Here is a 15,128-nt window from a genome sequence, read left to right as displayed (position 1 = left end):
GAGAACGGTCCGACAATGTCCAAACGAACGCTGCCCAGCCTCAACCGCTTCCTCGGCGTGCGCAAGCTCATCGTGAAGACCAAGTGGTGGATCTACTGCCGGGTCTGGCAGATGGACATTCATCCGACCGCCAACTTTTCGCTGAGCGCCCGTTTCGACAAGACCTTCCCGCGCGGCGTCCATGTCGGCGAGAAGAGCTATGTCGCCTTCGACGTCTCGATCCTCACCCACGACATGACGCGCGGTCTATACCTCCACACCCGGATCGGTCGGCACTGCTTCATCGGCGCGCGCAGCATCATCATGCCGGGCATCCAGATCGGCGACGGCAGCATCGTCGGGTCGGGCAGCGTCGTCACCAAGGACGTGCCGCCCCGCTCGATCGTTGCCGGAAATCCCGCCCGCATCATCCGCAGCGACATCGAGGTGGGCCCCTACGGGCGGTTCCCGAGCGCGAACGCCACCGGCAACGCGCTGTGGGAGGCCGAGGAAGCCCGCGTGCGGGAGGCGAAGGCACAGGCGGGAGCGACCTCGTCGTGATCGTAAGGGGGCTGGATCGAAGCTTGCGGCAGGCTCAGCCGCGATTCACCAAGCCGGCATTCGCGGCGTTCCTCTAGATAACGAAGAATTGACGATAGATCGGGGCAGGAGCATAAACCCTCTCGGCTGAAACCCCGTCGGCTCGAGCTTCGAGAGGGACCCATGGCGAACCCCGTGACTGTCGGCAATGTCGACGACTACCTGCAATTGACGACAGGCGACGACACCCTGTCGGCCTCCGGCTACACGAACGCGATCGTGGCCGGACTGTCGGGCAACGACATTTTCCGCACCGTCCCGACCGGCGGAACCTTCGCCAGCTCCGCCTTCTCGGGTGGCGACGGCAACGATCGCCTGATCGTCAAGGCGAACGACACGGTCGTCGGCACCACGATCTACAACGGTGGCGCGGGCACCGACAGTCTCGAGCTTGCCTCGAACGGTGCGACCATCACGATGACTGCGACCGACACCGGCGCCAATGTCGCCGTCGGCGCGGGCGGCACCATCGTCGCGAGCCATGTCGAGCGCTTCGTCGTCTACGGCAGCGACAACGCGGACACGTTCGTCGGCAGCAGCGGCAACGACTTCCTCGACGGGCGCGGCGGCGTCGACACCTACCAGGGCTCGAACGGCAACGACGCCTATACGTTCGACAACAGCAACGAGTATGTCGCCGGTCCCGACGCCGGCATCGACACCATCTGGACCAGCGCCTCGGTCGACCTCAACCGCAGCGCGGGCGTCGAGAACCTGCGCCTCAAGACCGGCAATATCGACGGGACAGGCAACGACCTCAACAACCTGATCACCGGTTCGAAGGGCAACAACGTCATCGACGGCGGGGCGGGCAACGACCAGCTCTGGGGCAAGGGCGGCTCCGACACCTTCGCCTTCAGCCATTTCGGCGCGTCGAACCGCGACCAGATTTTCGACTTCGACAGCAACGACTTCATCAAGCTGAACAAGTCGGTCTTCACCAACCTGACGGCGGTCGACGGCCATCTCGCCGGAACGGATTTCGTGGTGGGCACGGCGGCGAATGCCGACCATGGGCAGGTCATCTACGACAAGGCGACCGGCTATCTGTCCTACGACGCGGACGGCACCGGCGGTGGTGCGGCGCAGGACATCGCCTATGTCGGCAAGAACCTCGACTTCCTCGACAACGCCCACATTCTCGTCGGCTGAGCGCTTAAGACCTCGATAATTGGGACGGCCGCTGGCGATGCGTCGCGAGCGGCCGTTTTCGCAGGCTGCAACATTCCGGTCGATCCGACATGACCTTGTGACGCGCGCACCGATGGGGCAGTGTCCGACCGACTTCGATCCAGGGCCGGCGAGCGATGCCATTTCGACTGATGTATCTGGCCGCATACGCGGCCTTCATCCTGAACATCGGTGACCTCTTCAAGATCGAGGCCGCGAACGCTCTGGTCAAGTCGCTGTTTCTCCTGGCCGGCGGGCTGTTCCTCGTCGGGCGGGAGCTGAACCTTTTCGCGCTCGCGAACCTCGTGTTCATCACGGTGATGATCTTCTTCCTGGGGTCGATGACCGACTATCCCGACTTCCAGTGGTCGTATCTCCTCAACGCTCTGAACCAATATATTCTGATCTATCTGCTCCTGTCGGCCCGACCGACAGCTGCCGATCGCGATGCGATCCTGATTTCTGCCGCCTGGTTCGCCGTGGCCTGCGCGGTGATCGGGTTCGCCTATCAGGTCGTCGGGCTGCGGTCGGCGTTCTCGGTCGAGTTCAACACCGGGCAGGCCCGCTTCGGCGGTTCGCTGAACGCGGCCTTCCTCGGCGGGCTCGCGATGTCGGGCATGCTGGCCTCGCTCCTTCTGACCGAACTCGGCCGGCAGAAATATTACGTCCTCCTCCTGATGAACGCCGGGATCATGATCCTGACCAGCGCCCGCGTCGCCTTCGCGGTCGCGCTCGGCGTCTGCGCTCTGACCTTCCTGTTCTCTAGGCGCCGGACGATCAGCCAGAAGATCACGGGGCTGGCCGTCGGCGTCGCGGCCGCCTGCGTCATCGGCCCGCTCGCCTACATGCGCTATGCTGCACGCGCCACGGGCAGCGGTCTGAGCGGGCGCGAGATCATGTGGCCGTGGCTGGAGGAGCTCTCCTCGATGTATCCCGAGTTCGGGATCGGCTTCGGACACCAGTACTGGTCGACCCCGCGCGAGATCTACATCCTCTTCTCGTCCATGGCAGCCCACAACGACTACCTGCGGCTTCTCGTGGAACTCGGCCACGTCGGGGTCTGGGTGTTCTACATCCTCCTCGTGGCGACGGTCTGGTACACCAAGCAGAAGTGGGGACGCGGCGACAACGCGCCGATCTTCGCCCTGATCGGGTTCCTGTCCATCTCGATCACCGACAACGCATTGGCCACGCCGACGCACTTCCTTCTCGTGATCGTCGGCATCTTCGCGGCCTGCGCTCCGGTCGAGGAGGGACGGAGGATGGTGCGGGCGTCGGCCGGTGACCGCGGCGAGAGCGAACCCCGACGGCGCTTCGGCGCGACCGAGGGCATCGTCGCCGCCGGAGCCGCGCCGCGATGACCCGCCACTACGTCGCCCTCGACGGCATGCGAGGGATCGCAGCGCTCGCGGTCGTTCTTTATCATATCGCGACCGTTCCCTACCTAAGGGCCCCGGTCGGCTATCTCGCGGTCGACTTCTTCTTCGCCCTCAGCGGCTTCGTGATCGCCCACGCCTATCGCCAGCGGCTGCTGTCCGGGATGTCCTTTGCGCGGTTCGCGATCCTGCGGGTGGCGCGCCTCTATCCCGTGCTGCTTCTCGGGTTCCTCCTGGCGCTTCTGCGGGCGGTCGCGCTCTTCGTCCTGCACGATCCGGGCGCCCCGTCGCTGGAGGAGATCGTGTCCGGCGCCACGCTGAATCTCCTCCTCCTGCCGACGCCGATCATCGGCGCGTACATGTTCCTCAACGTGCCCGCCTGGTCGCTGATGTTCGAGATCCTCGCCAACTTCGCCTATGCGAAATGGACGCGGTATCTGACGAGGGGCATCCTCGTCCTCATCCTTCTCGTGTCGGGCCCGCTTCTGGTCCCGATCGCCAACGGCGGCCTGTTCGGGGCGGGCGGCACGATCGACACGTTCCAGGTCGGTCTCGTGCGGGTCGTCTTCTCGTTCTCGATGGGACTGCTTCTCTACGACGTCCTCGACCGCCTGCCGCAATGGTCGATCAACCCCTATCTGCTGGCGGCCCTCCTCTTCGCGGCGCTGGTCGCGCCGATCAAACATCCGCTCTACGACCTCGTCTTCGTGGTCGTCCTGACACCGCTCTTCGTGGTCCTCGGCGCCCACAGCCGGTCCTTCGCGGGGGCCAAATGGCTTGGCGAGATCTCCTATCCGGTCTACGCGCTGCACTATTCGCTGCTGTCGATCGGCAGTCTGGCCGCCGGCAAGGCCGGCGCGCCGCCCTGGATCGGCATGGTCGGGCTGGTCGCGGCCTTCTGCCTCGTCACCCCGGTCATCACCCGCTTCTACGACATCCCGCTCCGCCAGCGTCTGAAATCGACCATGAGCGGCGCGCTAGTCCGGCGCGAAACCGCGGCGAGCGCCGACCTGCCGTCGCGCTGATCCGCGACACGTCCGGTGTCGCTGGCGGGCCTGCCGACTGGGTTGCTAGAACGGGGTCGCTAGAGAAGCGGATCGGCCGCGCGCGCCGCCAGAATCCCGTTCTCGACGCCGTCCGCGTAGGCGTCGCGAAACAGATGCGCGATGTCCGCATGACGAGCCCGAACCGCGGCTCTCGCAGCCTCGTCCGGCAGAAGCTGCAGCAGCTTCGCCACGTAACCGTCCTCGCTCCAGATGACGTCCCCGTGCTGTTCCATATGGCACCTCGGCAGATGGCGGCTCGACGACGCGGGACTTGGATCCCGTCTACGGATTTCGACTTGAACCCGACGAACCGGTTGCTGCGTTCCCTTTCGCGAAGGGAATATGGCATGGCTCAGGCAATCCGACATATCGAACAGGTTCGAACGGTCAGGCGTCGGCGACAGGATCGACCCGACAGTCTCGCTGCGGCCCGGGGGCTCGCGACCGGGCTCGTTCTGTCGACGATCCTCTGGCTGTCGGCGCTCGTGCTCTGGCTCCATGTCGGAGCATGACGCGACCGGGCAACGCGGCTGCAGTAAAGTCCGGTTCTCGCATTCGATCGTGAAAGACCCTAAGTGTTGGCGCGCGATGCGTTAGGCCGCATGCGGTATCGTCCGCATCCATGCTAGGGCAGCGTGAAGGCGCCGCCGTTCCGAAAGGTCCCTGACTTGCAGTCGCACTCCATTCCGCCGCAGCTCGAAACCTATTTCGAGCGGGCCAGCGTGGCCATCGCGCTGGCGGCCTGCGGCGACGACAATCCGCTTCTGCGCGTGAACGGCGCCTTCGAGGAACTGACGGGCTACACGTCGGCCGATGTCGTCGGGCGCAATTGCCGCATGCTCCAGCGGGACGCCGACAACGGCGAGGCGCGCGAGCGGATCCGCACGTTCCTCGCCTCCAACACGCAGGAGACCGTGCGCACGCCGATCGTGAACTTCCACAAGGACGGCCATCCCTTCGTCAATCTCCTCTTCATGTCGAAGCTGCGCAATCAGTCCGGCCGCTGCGAATTTATCTTCGCCTCGCAGTTCGACGTCAGCCGCTCGCAGCCGGAGCTCCTTGCCGCCTACGACCGCGAACTCGCGCGCACGCTTTTCGAATTGAAGCCGAAGCTGGCCGACACGGGGATCGTCATCGAAGGCACCCTGATGACGATCGCCAACACGGCGTCCACGGTCGCCCAGGCCAAGCTGAGGCTCGCCGAACTCGATGGTTGAGCTGCCGCAGGACATGGATCGCCAGTCGTCCGAAACCGTGGCCGAGATCGAGGGTCAGGAGGGCATTCCCTTCCTGCCGATCATCGGCGTCGGCGCGTCGGCCGGCGGTCTCGAGGCGCTGCGCGAGATGCTGGGCGCAGCCAAGGTGCCGACCGGCATGGCCTTCGTCGTGGTGCAGCACCTCGACCCCTATCACGAGAGCATGCTGGCCCAGCTTCTCGACCGGCATACGCCGCTGACCGTCGTGCAGAGCGAGGGCGGCGAGCGCCTGCAGGCAGAAACCGTCTACATCATCCCGCCCGGCCACGGGCTCATCGTCAGCGACGGGGTGCTGGAGCTGACCGAGTTCGCCCAGCCGCGGGGCCTGCGGCGTCCGATCGACGATTTCTTCGTCTCGCTGGCCGGCGACCAGCAGACCCGCGCGGCCTGCGTGATCCTGTCGGGGACCGGGGGTGACGGCACGACGGGCCTTCGCGCCGTCAAGGAGCACGGCGGTCTCTGCGTTGTGCAGGATCCCTCGACCGCGAAATACGACGGCATGCCGGTCTCGGCGGTGGGCACGGGCCTCGTCGACTTCATCAAGGCGCCGGGCGAGATCCTCGCGTGCCTGTCCTCGTTCTTCCGCCGGCGCGAGAGCGAGGCGACGGAAACCGAGGCCGGCTTCAGCGCCGATCTCGTGGACGATCTGACGCGCGTCCTGCGCACCACGGTGGGACACGACTTTTCCGGCTACAAGCGCTCGACCCTGGTGCGCCGGGTGGAGCGGCGCATGCACGTCCTCGGCCTCGACACGGGCCGCAGCTACGTCGCGCGCCTTCGCGCCGACGGCGCCGAATGCGAGGCGCTGTTTCGCGACCTCCTGATCAACGTCACACGCTTCCTCCGCGACGCCGAGCATTTCAAGGTCCTGCGCGAGAAGGCGATCGAGCCCCTGATGCGCGAGCACACGGGCGAGGAGGACCTGCGCGTCTGGGTGCCCGGCTGCTCGAGCGGCGAGGAGGCCTATTCGATCGCGATGATCTTCGCGGAAGTCGCACGCGAGACCGGCCAACCGCTCGGCGTCCAGATCTTCGCCACCGACATCGACGAGCGCATGCTGCGCATCGCCCGCGACGGAATCTACCCCGCGTCCGCGCTGGCCGACATCCCCGCCGACTGGCGCGAGCGGTACCTCGTTCCCCATGCGGAAAGCTTTGCGATCAATCCGGCGATCCGCGACCTCATCCGCTTTTCGCCGCATAGCCTCGTCAAGGATCCGCCGTTCTCGCGCATCGACCTCCTGTCGTGCCGGAACCTCCTGATCTATTTCGACGACCGTCTGCAGCAGTCGGTGATCCCGCTGATGCACTACGCCGTGCGGCCGGGCGGCTACCTGTTTCTTGGGCCCTCCGAGAGCGTCAGCCGCTTCGAATATTTGTTTCCGACGATCGACCATCAGGCGCGCCTTTTCGAGCGCTCGCCGGGCGCCCCGCAATATCCGATCGACTTGCCGGGCAGCGGTGCGCGCCGTCCGGTGCGCCATGCCGATGCCGGCGGGCGACGGCTCGCGAGTTCGGAAAGCGACGAGATGGCGCTCCTGCGCCGGATCGTCGATCGCTACGCCCCGGCGACGCTCGTCCTCGACCAGGACGGCAACATCGCCGCCGCGCACGGGCCGCTCAGCCGCTTCTTCGACTTTCCCGTCTCGCGCGCGGGCGGCTCCAGCGCGACCTCGCTCGCGAAGCCCGGCCTTCGCAGCGTCGTCGGCCCGCTCTTGCGTCAGGTCCGCGACAACGGCAAGCGGCTCGTCGTCAACGCCGTCGAGGTGAAGTCGGAATACGGGGCGCAGGAGGTGCAGGTCGTCTGCGATCCGATGCCCGACGGCACGTTCCTCTTCGTCTTCCGCGAGACGGCGCCCTTCCGCCCGGCGTCGGACCCGGACCTCGTGGCGATGAGCGACGGCGACGATCACTTGGAGACGCTGGAGCACGAATTGCGCGCGACGCGGCACCGGCTCCGCTCGGCCGTGGAGGAACTGGAGACGGCGAACGAGGAACTGAAAAGCTCCAACGAAGAAATGATGTCGATGAACGAGGAACTCCAGTCGACGAACGAGGAGCTCTCCACCGTCAACGACGAGCTGAAGGGCAAGGTCGACCAGATCACGGTCGCCAACTCCGACCTTCGCAACTTCTTCGAATCGACCGAGCTCGCCGTCGTCGTCCTCGATCGGAACCTGTGCCTGCGCTCGTTCACGGCGGCAGCGCTGAAGCTCTTTCCGTTCCAGCCGTCCGACCGGGGTCGCCCGCTTGCCGACATGACGAGCCGCCTCGACGACGACGCCTATCTCGGCGACGCCGAGGCCGTGCTCCAGGGCCACGCGCCGATGCAGAGGCGCGTCACCCTGCGCAAGGCCGACCGGACGCTCGCCTTGCGCATCATGCCCTATCGCACGCAGACCGACAGCGTCGACGGCGTGACCCTGGTCTTCACCGACATCACCGACGCGCTCTCGCTGGAGCGCGAGCTGACCGCCGAGCGCGAGCGCCTGGATCTGGCGGTGAAGGCCGGCGGCATCGGCATCTGGGAGTATCTGCCCGACAGCGGCCAGGTAATCCTCGACCCCACCGAGCGCGACCTCTTCGGGGCGGACGATGCCGAGACGCATCGCATCGAGAACCTCCTGGCGACGATCGAGCCTGAGGACCGCGAGCGCATCGAGGAGGAACTCGGGCGCGCCGCCTCGGGCGAGGCGGACTTCGAGGCGAGCTTCCGCATCGCCACGCAGGGCGGCGAGACGCGCTACCTCAAGGGATTCGGGCGCCTCGTCGCTGACTCGGTGCCCCGGCGCCTCGTCGGCGTCTCGATCGACGTGACCACCGAGCGCGAGGCGACCAACACGCGCGAGATCATGCTGCGCGAGATGAACCACAGGGTGAAGAACCTCTTCGCCATCATCGGCGGGATGATCACGGCGGGCTCGCGCACCCATTCCGACGTCCGCGCCTTCTCGCGCGGAATGCGCGAGCGGATCGCGGCGCTCGGCCGCGCCCATTCGCTGGCCGCCCCCTCGGGCGAGCAGTACGCGATCGATCTCGGCGAACTCCTCCACACGACGCTGGCGGCCTATCGCGGGCAGGCCGAGATCGAGATCGACGGCCCAAGCGCCACGATCGACGGACGCTACCTTTCGCCGCTCGCTCTTCTTCTGCACGAATGGGCGACCAACTCCTACAAATATGGCGCGCTTGGAGCAGATAACGGACGGTTGCGCGTATCGTGGGCGATGCGTGACGACGGGTTGGACTTCTCCTGGCTGGAGCGTTCGGACCGGACCAAGGCGGACGATGGCGAGCCTGGGTTCGGAACGCTTCTGGTCGAGACGTCTTCCCGTCAGCTGGACACGCAGATCCGCCGAGAGGTGGGCGACGGGCGTTTCCAGATCGAGATGCGGTTGCCCGCGGAGGTTCTTGCTCGTGTCTAGCGTCGTGATGGTGGTGGAAGATGAGTTCTTCGTGGCGCTGGATATCGAGGATGTGCTGACCGGAATGGGCTACGAGATGGACGGTCCCTATCCGACCGTCCGCGAGGCCGGGGACGGTCTGTCGGCCAAGACCCCGGACTGCGCGATCCTCGACGTCCGCCTGAAGGACGGGGACGTGTTTCCGGTGGCCGACGCGCTCCATGCCGCCGCGGTCCCGATCATCTTCCATTCCGGCCATGCCGACGATCAGCAGCTTCGCCAGCGCTACCCGTCCGCGCGGATCTGCTCCAAGCCCTCCTCGCCCTCGTCGCTGCAGGCCGCGATCGAGGACGCGATGGCCGTGAGCCGCGCGGCCGCCACGAGCGGCGACTAGGCGAGGGGCGAGGGGCGAGGCGCATCTCGACGGTGTCGCCCGGTATCTGAGGTTTGTTTCAGCCCATCAGGAACCGTCTGATACCGCCGTCGACCTCCCAGCCGAACAGATGATCGTCGCTGATCCGCAGGCTCGCCTCCCCCCAACCAGACGATGCGGGCCCGTGCCCGCCCGCTTGATCCTCGCCATACCGATGGCATGACCACCCGCTGGCGATCGATGGCCTCGACGCGTTCGCGTGATCGCCCCCATCGCCTGCCCCGGCGGCCTTGCTGGACGGCGGGGCGCGCCTCATCTTGAGCCCGATGAACCGACGACAGATCTTTCAGCTCCTGGGGCTGGGCGCCGCGGCGACCGCCACGGTCGCAGGCACGAGGACCGCGATGGCCGGCAACCGCTATTACGACGGCCCACCGAGCGACCATTTCGACGGAACGCGCTTCTTCAATCCGGGCGGCATCGAGCCGCGCCCCTTCACCGACGTCCTGCGCTGGCGCTTCGGCGGGGGCGGCGAGCGCGCCGTCTGGCCGGAGCGCGTCGAAAGCCCGTTCCCGGCGGCCGTGCCCGACGCGCGGGTCGAGGACCTCAGGCTGACCATGGTCGGGCATGCGACGCTTCTCGTGCAGGTCGCCGGCCTCAACATCCTGACGGACCCGGTCTGGTCGGAGCGCGTCTCGCCGGTCTCCTTCCTCGGGCCCCGGCGGGTCGTCGAGCCGGGGATCGCCTTCGAGCGCCTGCCGAAGATCGACCTCGTCCTTCTCAGCCACAACCACTACGACCATCTCGACGTCGAGACGCTGGCGCGGCTGAAGGCCGAGCACGATCCGCTGGTGGTCACGCCGCTCGGCAACGACCGCATCGTGCTCGACGCGGTGCCGGGCATGCGGCTTCAGGTCGGCGACTGGGGCGACCGGATCGAGACGCCGGGTGCGGTCGTCCATGTCGAGCCCGCGCACCACTGGTCGGCGCGAGGCCTCCGCGACCGGCGCATGGCGCTGTGGGCGGCGTTCGTCGTCGAGACGGCGGCCGGCCGGATCTACCATATCGGCGACACCGGCTTCCACGAGGGCATCAATTACCGTGCGGCCGCCGCCAAGCATGGCGATTTCCGGCTCGCGATTCTGCCGATCGGCGCCTACGAGCCCCGGTGGTTCATGGCCGGCCAGCACCAGGGGCCGGAGGACGCCGTGGCGGGCATGGTACTGGCGAAGGCGCAGTATGCTGCCGGCCATCACTGGTCGACCTTTCAGCTCACCGACGAGCCTATCGACGAGCCCGGACGGCTCCTCGCCGAGACGCTGCGCAAACGCGACATCGCGCGCGAGCGTTTCCGCCCGATGCTGCCGGGCGAGGTCTGGGACGTGCCGAAGGCCTGACGGTCAGCCGCAGTCCGGACGCCGCGCCCCGTCCTCGGCGCGCGCGTTGCGCCTGTCGCTGCGGGGAAGAAAGCGTTCGGACATGCGCACGACGGTCAGGATCACGGTCCCGAACGCCAGCCCGATGGCGACGAGCCGGAACTGACCGGCGCCCGACGCGATGCCGAGCGCGGCGGCCAGCCAGATGTTGGCGGCCGAGGTGAGGTTATGCACGCTGCCGCGCGAGACGAAGATCGCGCCGGCCGCGACGAAGCCGACGGCCGGCGCCAGTCCCTGGATCACACGCAGAGGGTCGAGCCCGCTTTCGCCCTGTGCCGAAAGGCTGGCCTGGAGCTCGAGCGCCGAGACGGTGATGAGGGCGGAGCTGAGGGCGACAAGGGCATGGGTGCGCACGCCGGCCGAGATGCCGCGCAGCTCGCGATCAAGACCGAGCGCCAGCCCCGACAGCGACGCCAGTCCGAGCCGCCAGACGATCTCCCAGTCCGTCATGGGTCGCCCCCGCCATCCCGTTGCATCCAAAATGCCAACGGCAAGGCGGGGGCGGCCGTTCCTCGGCCGCTAGACGGCTAGCCGACGAGATCGGCGAGGCCGATCGGGAAGCGACGGATGCGGCGACCGGTGGCATGGCGCACCGCATTGGCGATGGCGCCACCGGTGCCGGTGATCCCGATCTCGCCGACGCCCTTGATGCCGAGCGCGTTGACGTGCGGGTCGTCCTCGTGGACGAGGATCGCCTCCATCGGCGGCACGTCGGCATTCACCGGAATGCGGTACTCGGCAAGGTCCGCGTTCATGACGCGGCCCGTCCGGCGATCCATTACGGCATGTTCGTGCAGGGCGAAGGACAGGCCCCAGATCATGCCGCCATAGAGCTGGCTCTGCACCATGCGCGGGTTGATCACGCGGCCGGCGGCGAACGCGCCGACGAGGCGCGTCACCCGGATCTGGCCAAGGTCGGGATCGACGCTGACCTCGGCGAACACCGCGCCGTGGGCGTGCATGGCGTAGGTCTCCTGGGCCGCGGGGTCGGCGGCCGCCTGACCGTCAGCCTCGATCGTCTCCAGACCGGCACGGCGGAGAATCGCGCCGAACGCCTCGCCGCGGCTCTCGTCGTCCCGGCGCACGAGGCGGCCGTCGCGCGCGAGCGTGCCGATGTTGCCCGCCCCGAACAGCGGAGAGGCCTCGTCGGCGGTGGCGATCTCGGCAAGCTTGGCGATCACCGCCTGACCGGCCGAATGGAGCGCCATGCCGGCGGTCGCCGTATGGCCCGAGCCGCCCGCAATGCCGGCGTCCGGAAGGTCCGACGTGCCGGCGCGGAACTCGACGCGCTCGATCGGCAGGCCGACGGCGTCGGCCGCGATCTGGGCGAGCGCCGTCCAGGCGCCCTGGCCCATGTCGTGGGCACCCGTTTCCAGAAGCCCCGAGCCGTCGGCGCGCAGGGTGGCGCGGGCTTTGGCCTGGAACATCAGCGCCGGGAAGGTCGCCGTGCCCATGCCCCAGCCGAGAAGACGTCCCGCCTTGTCGCGCATCGAACGGGGCTCCGACGGCCGCCCCGCCCAGCCGAAGCGGCGTGCGCCCTCCTCGTAGCAGGTGCGCAGCGCCTTCGAGGAGAACGGCTTGCCGGAGATGGGCTCATGCTCGGCGTAGTTCTTCAGCCGGAATGCCAGCGGATCCATACCAGCCGCCTCGGCCGCCTCGTCGATGGCGCATTCGAGCGCAATCGAGCCGGACGCTTCGCCCGGCGCGCGCATGAAGAGCGGCGTTCCCGTGTCGAGGCGCACGCCCTCGTGCGCGGTGCGGATCGCGGGCGCGGCGTAGAGCGTGTGGGCGATGTCGGCCGCCGGCTCGAAGAAGTCGTCGAAGGTCGAGGAGGCCGTGCGGGTGCGGTTCTCGATCGCCGTCAGCGCGCCGTCGGACCGGAGACCGACGCGGATGTGCTGGCGGGTCGGCCCGCGATGGCCGACGGGGCCGTACATCTGATCGCGGCGGAGCACCAGCTTGACCGGGCGCCCGGTCAGGCGCGCCGCCATGATGCCGAGCACCTGGGGTCCGGCCGGAAAGCCCTTGGAGCCGAAACCGCCGCCGAGATACGGGCTGCGGATGTAGATGTCGGTCGGCGCGATGCCAAAGAGGCCGGCAAGGCGCTGCTGCGCCATGGCGAGCGCCTGCGTCGGCATGTCGAGGATGAGCTTGTCGCCCTCCCAGCGCGCCACGACCCCGTGCGGCTCCATCGCATTGTGGTACTGGGCGGGCGTCTCGTAGGTCGTGTCCACCACGAGCGCGGCCTCGCCGATCCCTGCCTCGACGTCGCCGATCGCCGCCTCGGCCGGGTTTCCGGCGCCGACGACCTCCGGCACGAAGCTCTCGGCGTCGTCGAGTGTCACGCGCGCCGGCTCGGCCTCGAAGCGGGGCTTCAGGAGCCGCGCGCCTTCCGTCGCGGCTTCCAGCGTCTCGGCGATCACCACCGCGACCGGCTGGCCGGCATAGCGCACGTGATCGTTCTGCAGGAGGTCGAGCCGGAACATGAACGGGTTGGTCTTGGCGTCCGGGTCCATCGCCAGCGTCGGCCGGTTGGCGGTGGTCATCACGTCGACGACGCCGGGATGGGCGCGCGCCGCCGCCACGTCCAGGAAGACGAGCCGCCCGCGCGCCACCGTGGCGGTGGCCGGCACGGCGTAGAGCATGCCGGGCGGATGGTTGTCGGCGGCAAACGTCGCGGCGCCCGTCACCTTCAGGACGCCCTCGCGGCGCGTCATCGGCTGGCCGATGTTGGAGCCGTGGCGCATGCGCGCCGGATCGTTGGTGAGGCCGATCTCAGACATGGAGCATTCCTTCCGGAACCGGGGCGAAGGGGGAGCCGGGCAGGGCGGGCACGCGCTCGGGCGTGCCGGCCGCCGCTAGATGCAGCGCCCGCGCGACGAGGCGGCGGGCGAGCTCGATCTTGTGCGCGTTGTCGCCGGAGGGGCGGGCGCCCGCGAGCGCCGCTTCGGCCGCTCGCTCGAAGATCGCCGTGCCGGGCTCGGCATCGCGGAGAAGCGTTTCGGCCTCCATCGCGCGCCACGGCTTCAGGGCAACGCCGCCGAGCGCGATCCGCGCTTCCGCGATCCGCCCGTTCTCGATCCGCAGCATGGCGGCGGTGGAGACCACGGCGAAGGCGTAGGAGGTGCGCTCGCGCAGCTTGAGATAGCGGGCGTGCGCGGCAAAGCCGGCGGCGTCCGCCGGCAGGCGCAGCGCGGTGACGATCTCGTCCGCGCGCCGCTCCGTCTCGATCTCGGGCGTGTCGCCGGGCAGGCGGTGGAAGTCGACGAGCGGCACCTCGCGGCGGCCCTCCGGCCCTTCGAGCTCGACCACGGCGCCGAGCGCTGCCAGCGGTACGCAGAAGTCCGACGGGTGGGTGGCGATGCAGCTGTCGCTCCATCCGAGGATGGCGTGCGAGCGGTTCTCGCCGCCGCGCGCATCGCAGCCGGAGCCCGGCTCGCGCTTGTTGCAGGCGCTGGCGGTGTCGGCGAAATAGGGGCAGCGCGTGCGTTGCAGGATGTTGCCGCCGGCGGTCGCCGCGTTGCGCAGCTGGCCCGAGGCGCCCGACAGCAGCGCCTCGGCGACGGCCGGGAAGCGCGTGGCGAAGGCGCGGTCGTGCGCGAGATCGGCGTTGCGCACGAGGGCGCCGATCCGCACGCTGCCGTCGGCCAGCGTCTCGACCGCCGACAGGCCCGGCAGGCGGGTGAGGTCGACGATCCGCTCAGGGGTCGTGACGCCGCCCTTCATCAGGTCGAGGAGGTTGGTGCCGCCGGCAAGGAACGCCGAGCCGGGCCCGGCCGCGGCCGCCACCGCCTCGGCGACGGTCTCGGGGCGAATGTAGTCGAAGCGGTTCATGCCGCCTTCTCCTGGCGCGTGCCCGCGATCGTCGCTTCGGCCTCGATCACCGCCTCGGTGATGCCGGCATAGGCGCCGCAACGGCAGAGGTTTCCGCTCATCCCCTCGCGGATGCGCTCGGGGTCGCCGTTGGTCTGCGCTTCCCCGATGAGGCCCACTGCGCTCATGATCTGGCCGGGCGTGCAGTAGCCGCACTGGAAACCGTCATGGGCGATGAAGGCCGCCTGGACGGGATGCAGCTCGCCGTCCTTTGCCAGGCCCTCGATGGTGACGATTTCGGCGCCGTCGTGGGAGAGGGCGAGCGACAGGCAGGACACGACGCGCCGCCCGTCGACGAGGATGGTGCAGGCGCCGCACTGGCCGCGATCGCAGCCCTTCTTGGTGCCGGTGAGGCCCTCGCGCTCGCGCAGGAGATCGAGGAGGGTGACCCGAGGATCATCGAGGATCACCTCGCGCCGTTCCCCGTTGATGGTCAGTTGAATCGAGTGGTTCATGCCGTCACCCTTTCGGTGATATGTCGAACCGGACGCATCGGAACCAGGAGCCGCGAGGGCTCGGCGCCGATCAGGCGGAGGCGGGCCGGCCTTTCTTCGAAGGCCGATGCGCCGCAGACCGATTATACGGAGGCGCCCTCCGTTTACAAGACTGGAGGCAT

Annotated in this window: 14 protein-coding genes; 9 read left to right on the top strand and 5 right to left on the bottom strand. The window is 68.2% G+C overall.

All coding sequences use genetic code 11. The features are described from left to right. Nucleotides 1-15 precede the first annotated feature (15 nt). From QZ753_RS17390 to QZ753_RS17375, 4 genes are all read left to right on the top strand, one after another. Nucleotides 16-540, top strand: coding sequence for a DapH/DapD/GlmU-related protein (locus tag QZ753_RS17390; RefSeq protein ID WP_294645444.1), 525 nt, complete (start codon nucleotides 16-18; stop codon nucleotides 538-540). 162 nt (nucleotides 541-702) lie between these two features. Next, on the top strand, nucleotides 703-1,731 hold the full coding sequence (locus QZ753_RS17385; protein WP_294645442.1) for a calcium-binding protein: 1,029 nt from the start codon (nucleotides 703-705) through the stop codon (nucleotides 1,729-1,731). Between the two features lie 170 nt (nucleotides 1,732-1,901). Then, nucleotides 1,902-3,110 carry an O-antigen ligase gene (locus QZ753_RS17380; protein ID WP_294645441.1) on the top strand — a complete coding sequence of 403 codons (1,209 nt, stop codon included), beginning with the start codon at nucleotides 1,902-1,904 and terminating at the stop codon, nucleotides 3,108-3,110. Further along, nucleotides 3,107-4,150, top strand: a complete 1,044-nt coding sequence (locus QZ753_RS17375; RefSeq protein WP_294645439.1) for an acyltransferase — start codon at nucleotides 3,107-3,109, stop codon at nucleotides 4,148-4,150. Before QZ753_RS17380 ends, QZ753_RS17375 begins: the two co-directional genes overlap by 4 nt. Before the next feature lie 59 nt (nucleotides 4,151-4,209). On the opposite strand, the gene QZ753_RS17370 is transcribed toward QZ753_RS17375, so the two are convergent. Further along, nucleotides 4,210-4,404, bottom strand: coding sequence for a hypothetical protein (locus QZ753_RS17370; protein WP_294645438.1), 195 nt, complete (start codon nucleotides 4,402-4,404; stop codon nucleotides 4,210-4,212). A gap of 114 nt (nucleotides 4,405-4,518) precedes the next feature. Between QZ753_RS17370 and QZ753_RS17365 the strand changes: the two genes are divergently transcribed. The 5 genes from QZ753_RS17365 (at nucleotide 4,519) to QZ753_RS17345 (ending at nucleotide 10,600) form a co-directional block, all read left to right on the top strand. Continuing rightward, nucleotides 4,519-4,683 carry a hypothetical protein gene (locus QZ753_RS17365; RefSeq protein WP_294645436.1) on the top strand — a complete coding sequence of 55 codons (165 nt, stop codon included), beginning with the start codon at nucleotides 4,519-4,521 and terminating at the stop codon, nucleotides 4,681-4,683. 156 nt (nucleotides 4,684-4,839) lie between these two features. Then, nucleotides 4,840-5,388 carry a PAS domain-containing protein gene (locus tag QZ753_RS17360; RefSeq protein WP_294645434.1) on the top strand — a complete coding sequence of 183 codons (549 nt, stop codon included), beginning with the start codon at nucleotides 4,840-4,842 and terminating at the stop codon, nucleotides 5,386-5,388. Then, nucleotides 5,381-8,851, top strand: a complete 3,471-nt coding sequence (locus QZ753_RS17355) for a CheR family methyltransferase (RefSeq protein ID WP_294645432.1) — start codon at nucleotides 5,381-5,383, stop codon at nucleotides 8,849-8,851. The genes QZ753_RS17360 and QZ753_RS17355 overlap by 8 nt, the downstream gene beginning before the upstream one ends. Continuing rightward, entirely contained in the window at nucleotides 8,844-9,224 is a 381-nt protein-coding gene (locus QZ753_RS17350; RefSeq protein ID WP_294645495.1) for a response regulator, read from the top strand. The genes QZ753_RS17355 and QZ753_RS17350 overlap by 8 nt, the downstream gene beginning before the upstream one ends. 383 nt (nucleotides 9,225-9,607) lie before the next feature. Then, a complete protein-coding gene (locus QZ753_RS17345) occupies nucleotides 9,608-10,600 on the top strand; it encodes an MBL fold metallo-hydrolase (RefSeq protein ID WP_294645494.1) in 993 nt (330 codons plus the stop codon). Nucleotides 10,601-10,603: 3 nt separating this feature from the next. On the opposite strand, the gene QZ753_RS17340 is transcribed toward QZ753_RS17345, so the two are convergent. The 4 genes from QZ753_RS17340 to QZ753_RS17325 all read right to left on the bottom strand — a co-directional run bounded on the left by QZ753_RS17340 (nucleotide 10,604) and on the right by QZ753_RS17325 (nucleotide 14,967). Continuing rightward, nucleotides 10,604-11,089: an MgtC/SapB family protein gene (locus QZ753_RS17340; RefSeq protein ID WP_294645430.1), complete on the bottom strand. Its 486-nt coding sequence runs from the start codon at nucleotides 11,087-11,089 to the stop codon at nucleotides 10,604-10,606. Nucleotides 11,090-11,166: 77 nt separating this feature from the next. Beyond that, complete coding sequence (locus QZ753_RS17335) at nucleotides 11,167-13,422, bottom strand: xanthine dehydrogenase family protein molybdopterin-binding subunit (RefSeq protein WP_294645429.1); 2,256 nt, start codon at nucleotides 13,420-13,422, stop codon at nucleotides 11,167-11,169. Beyond that, on the bottom strand, nucleotides 13,415-14,473 hold the full coding sequence (locus tag QZ753_RS17330) for a xanthine dehydrogenase family protein subunit M (protein ID WP_294645428.1): 1,059 nt from the start codon (nucleotides 14,471-14,473) through the stop codon (nucleotides 13,415-13,417). Before QZ753_RS17330 ends, QZ753_RS17335 begins: the two co-directional genes overlap by 8 nt. Then, on the bottom strand, nucleotides 14,470-14,967 hold the full coding sequence (locus QZ753_RS17325; RefSeq protein ID WP_294645426.1) for a (2Fe-2S)-binding protein: 498 nt from the start codon (nucleotides 14,965-14,967) through the stop codon (nucleotides 14,470-14,472). Before QZ753_RS17325 ends, QZ753_RS17330 begins: the two co-directional genes overlap by 4 nt. Nucleotides 14,968-15,128: the final 161 nt, after the last annotated feature.

It is taken from the genome of uncultured Aureimonas sp., assembly GCF_913775355.1.
GTDB lineage: Bacteria > Pseudomonadota > Alphaproteobacteria > Rhizobiales > Rhizobiaceae > Aureimonas.
Note: the sequence above shows the minus strand (reverse complement) of the source record. Positions and strands in the feature narration are given on the sequence as shown.

Bases quoted from the DNA above. Each gene is read 5' to 3' on its own strand.
- QZ753_RS17390 (WP_294645444.1), top strand. From the start codon at position 16: ATGTCCAAACGAACGCTGCCCAGCCTCAACCGCTTCCTCGGCGTGCGC.
- QZ753_RS17385 (WP_294645442.1), top strand. From the start codon at position 703: ATGGCGAACCCCGTGACTGTCGGCAATGTCGACGACTACCTGCAATTG.
- QZ753_RS17380 (WP_294645441.1), top strand. From the start codon at position 1,902: ATGTATCTGGCCGCATACGCGGCCTTCATCCTGAACATCGGTGACCTC.
- QZ753_RS17375 (WP_294645439.1), top strand. From the start codon at position 3,107: ATGACCCGCCACTACGTCGCCCTCGACGGCATGCGAGGGATCGCAGCG.
- QZ753_RS17370 (WP_294645438.1), bottom strand. From the start codon at position 4,404: ATGGAACAGCACGGGGACGTCATCTGGAGCGAGGACGGTTACGTGGCG.
- QZ753_RS17365 (WP_294645436.1), top strand. From the start codon at position 4,519: ATGGCTCAGGCAATCCGACATATCGAACAGGTTCGAACGGTCAGGCGT.
- QZ753_RS17355 (WP_294645432.1), top strand. From the start codon at position 5,381: ATGGTTGAGCTGCCGCAGGACATGGATCGCCAGTCGTCCGAAACCGTG.
- QZ753_RS17345 (WP_294645494.1), top strand. From the start codon at position 9,608: ATGGCCGGCAACCGCTATTACGACGGCCCACCGAGCGACCATTTCGAC.
- QZ753_RS17340 (WP_294645430.1), bottom strand. From the start codon at position 11,089: ATGACGGACTGGGAGATCGTCTGGCGGCTCGGACTGGCGTCGCTGTCG.
- QZ753_RS17335 (WP_294645429.1), bottom strand. From the start codon at position 13,422: ATGTCTGAGATCGGCCTCACCAACGATCCGGCGCGCATGCGCCACGGC.
- QZ753_RS17330 (WP_294645428.1), bottom strand. From the start codon at position 14,473: ATGAACCGCTTCGACTACATTCGCCCCGAGACCGTCGCCGAGGCGGTG.
- QZ753_RS17325 (WP_294645426.1), bottom strand. From the start codon at position 14,967: ATGAACCACTCGATTCAACTGACCATCAACGGGGAACGGCGCGAGGTG.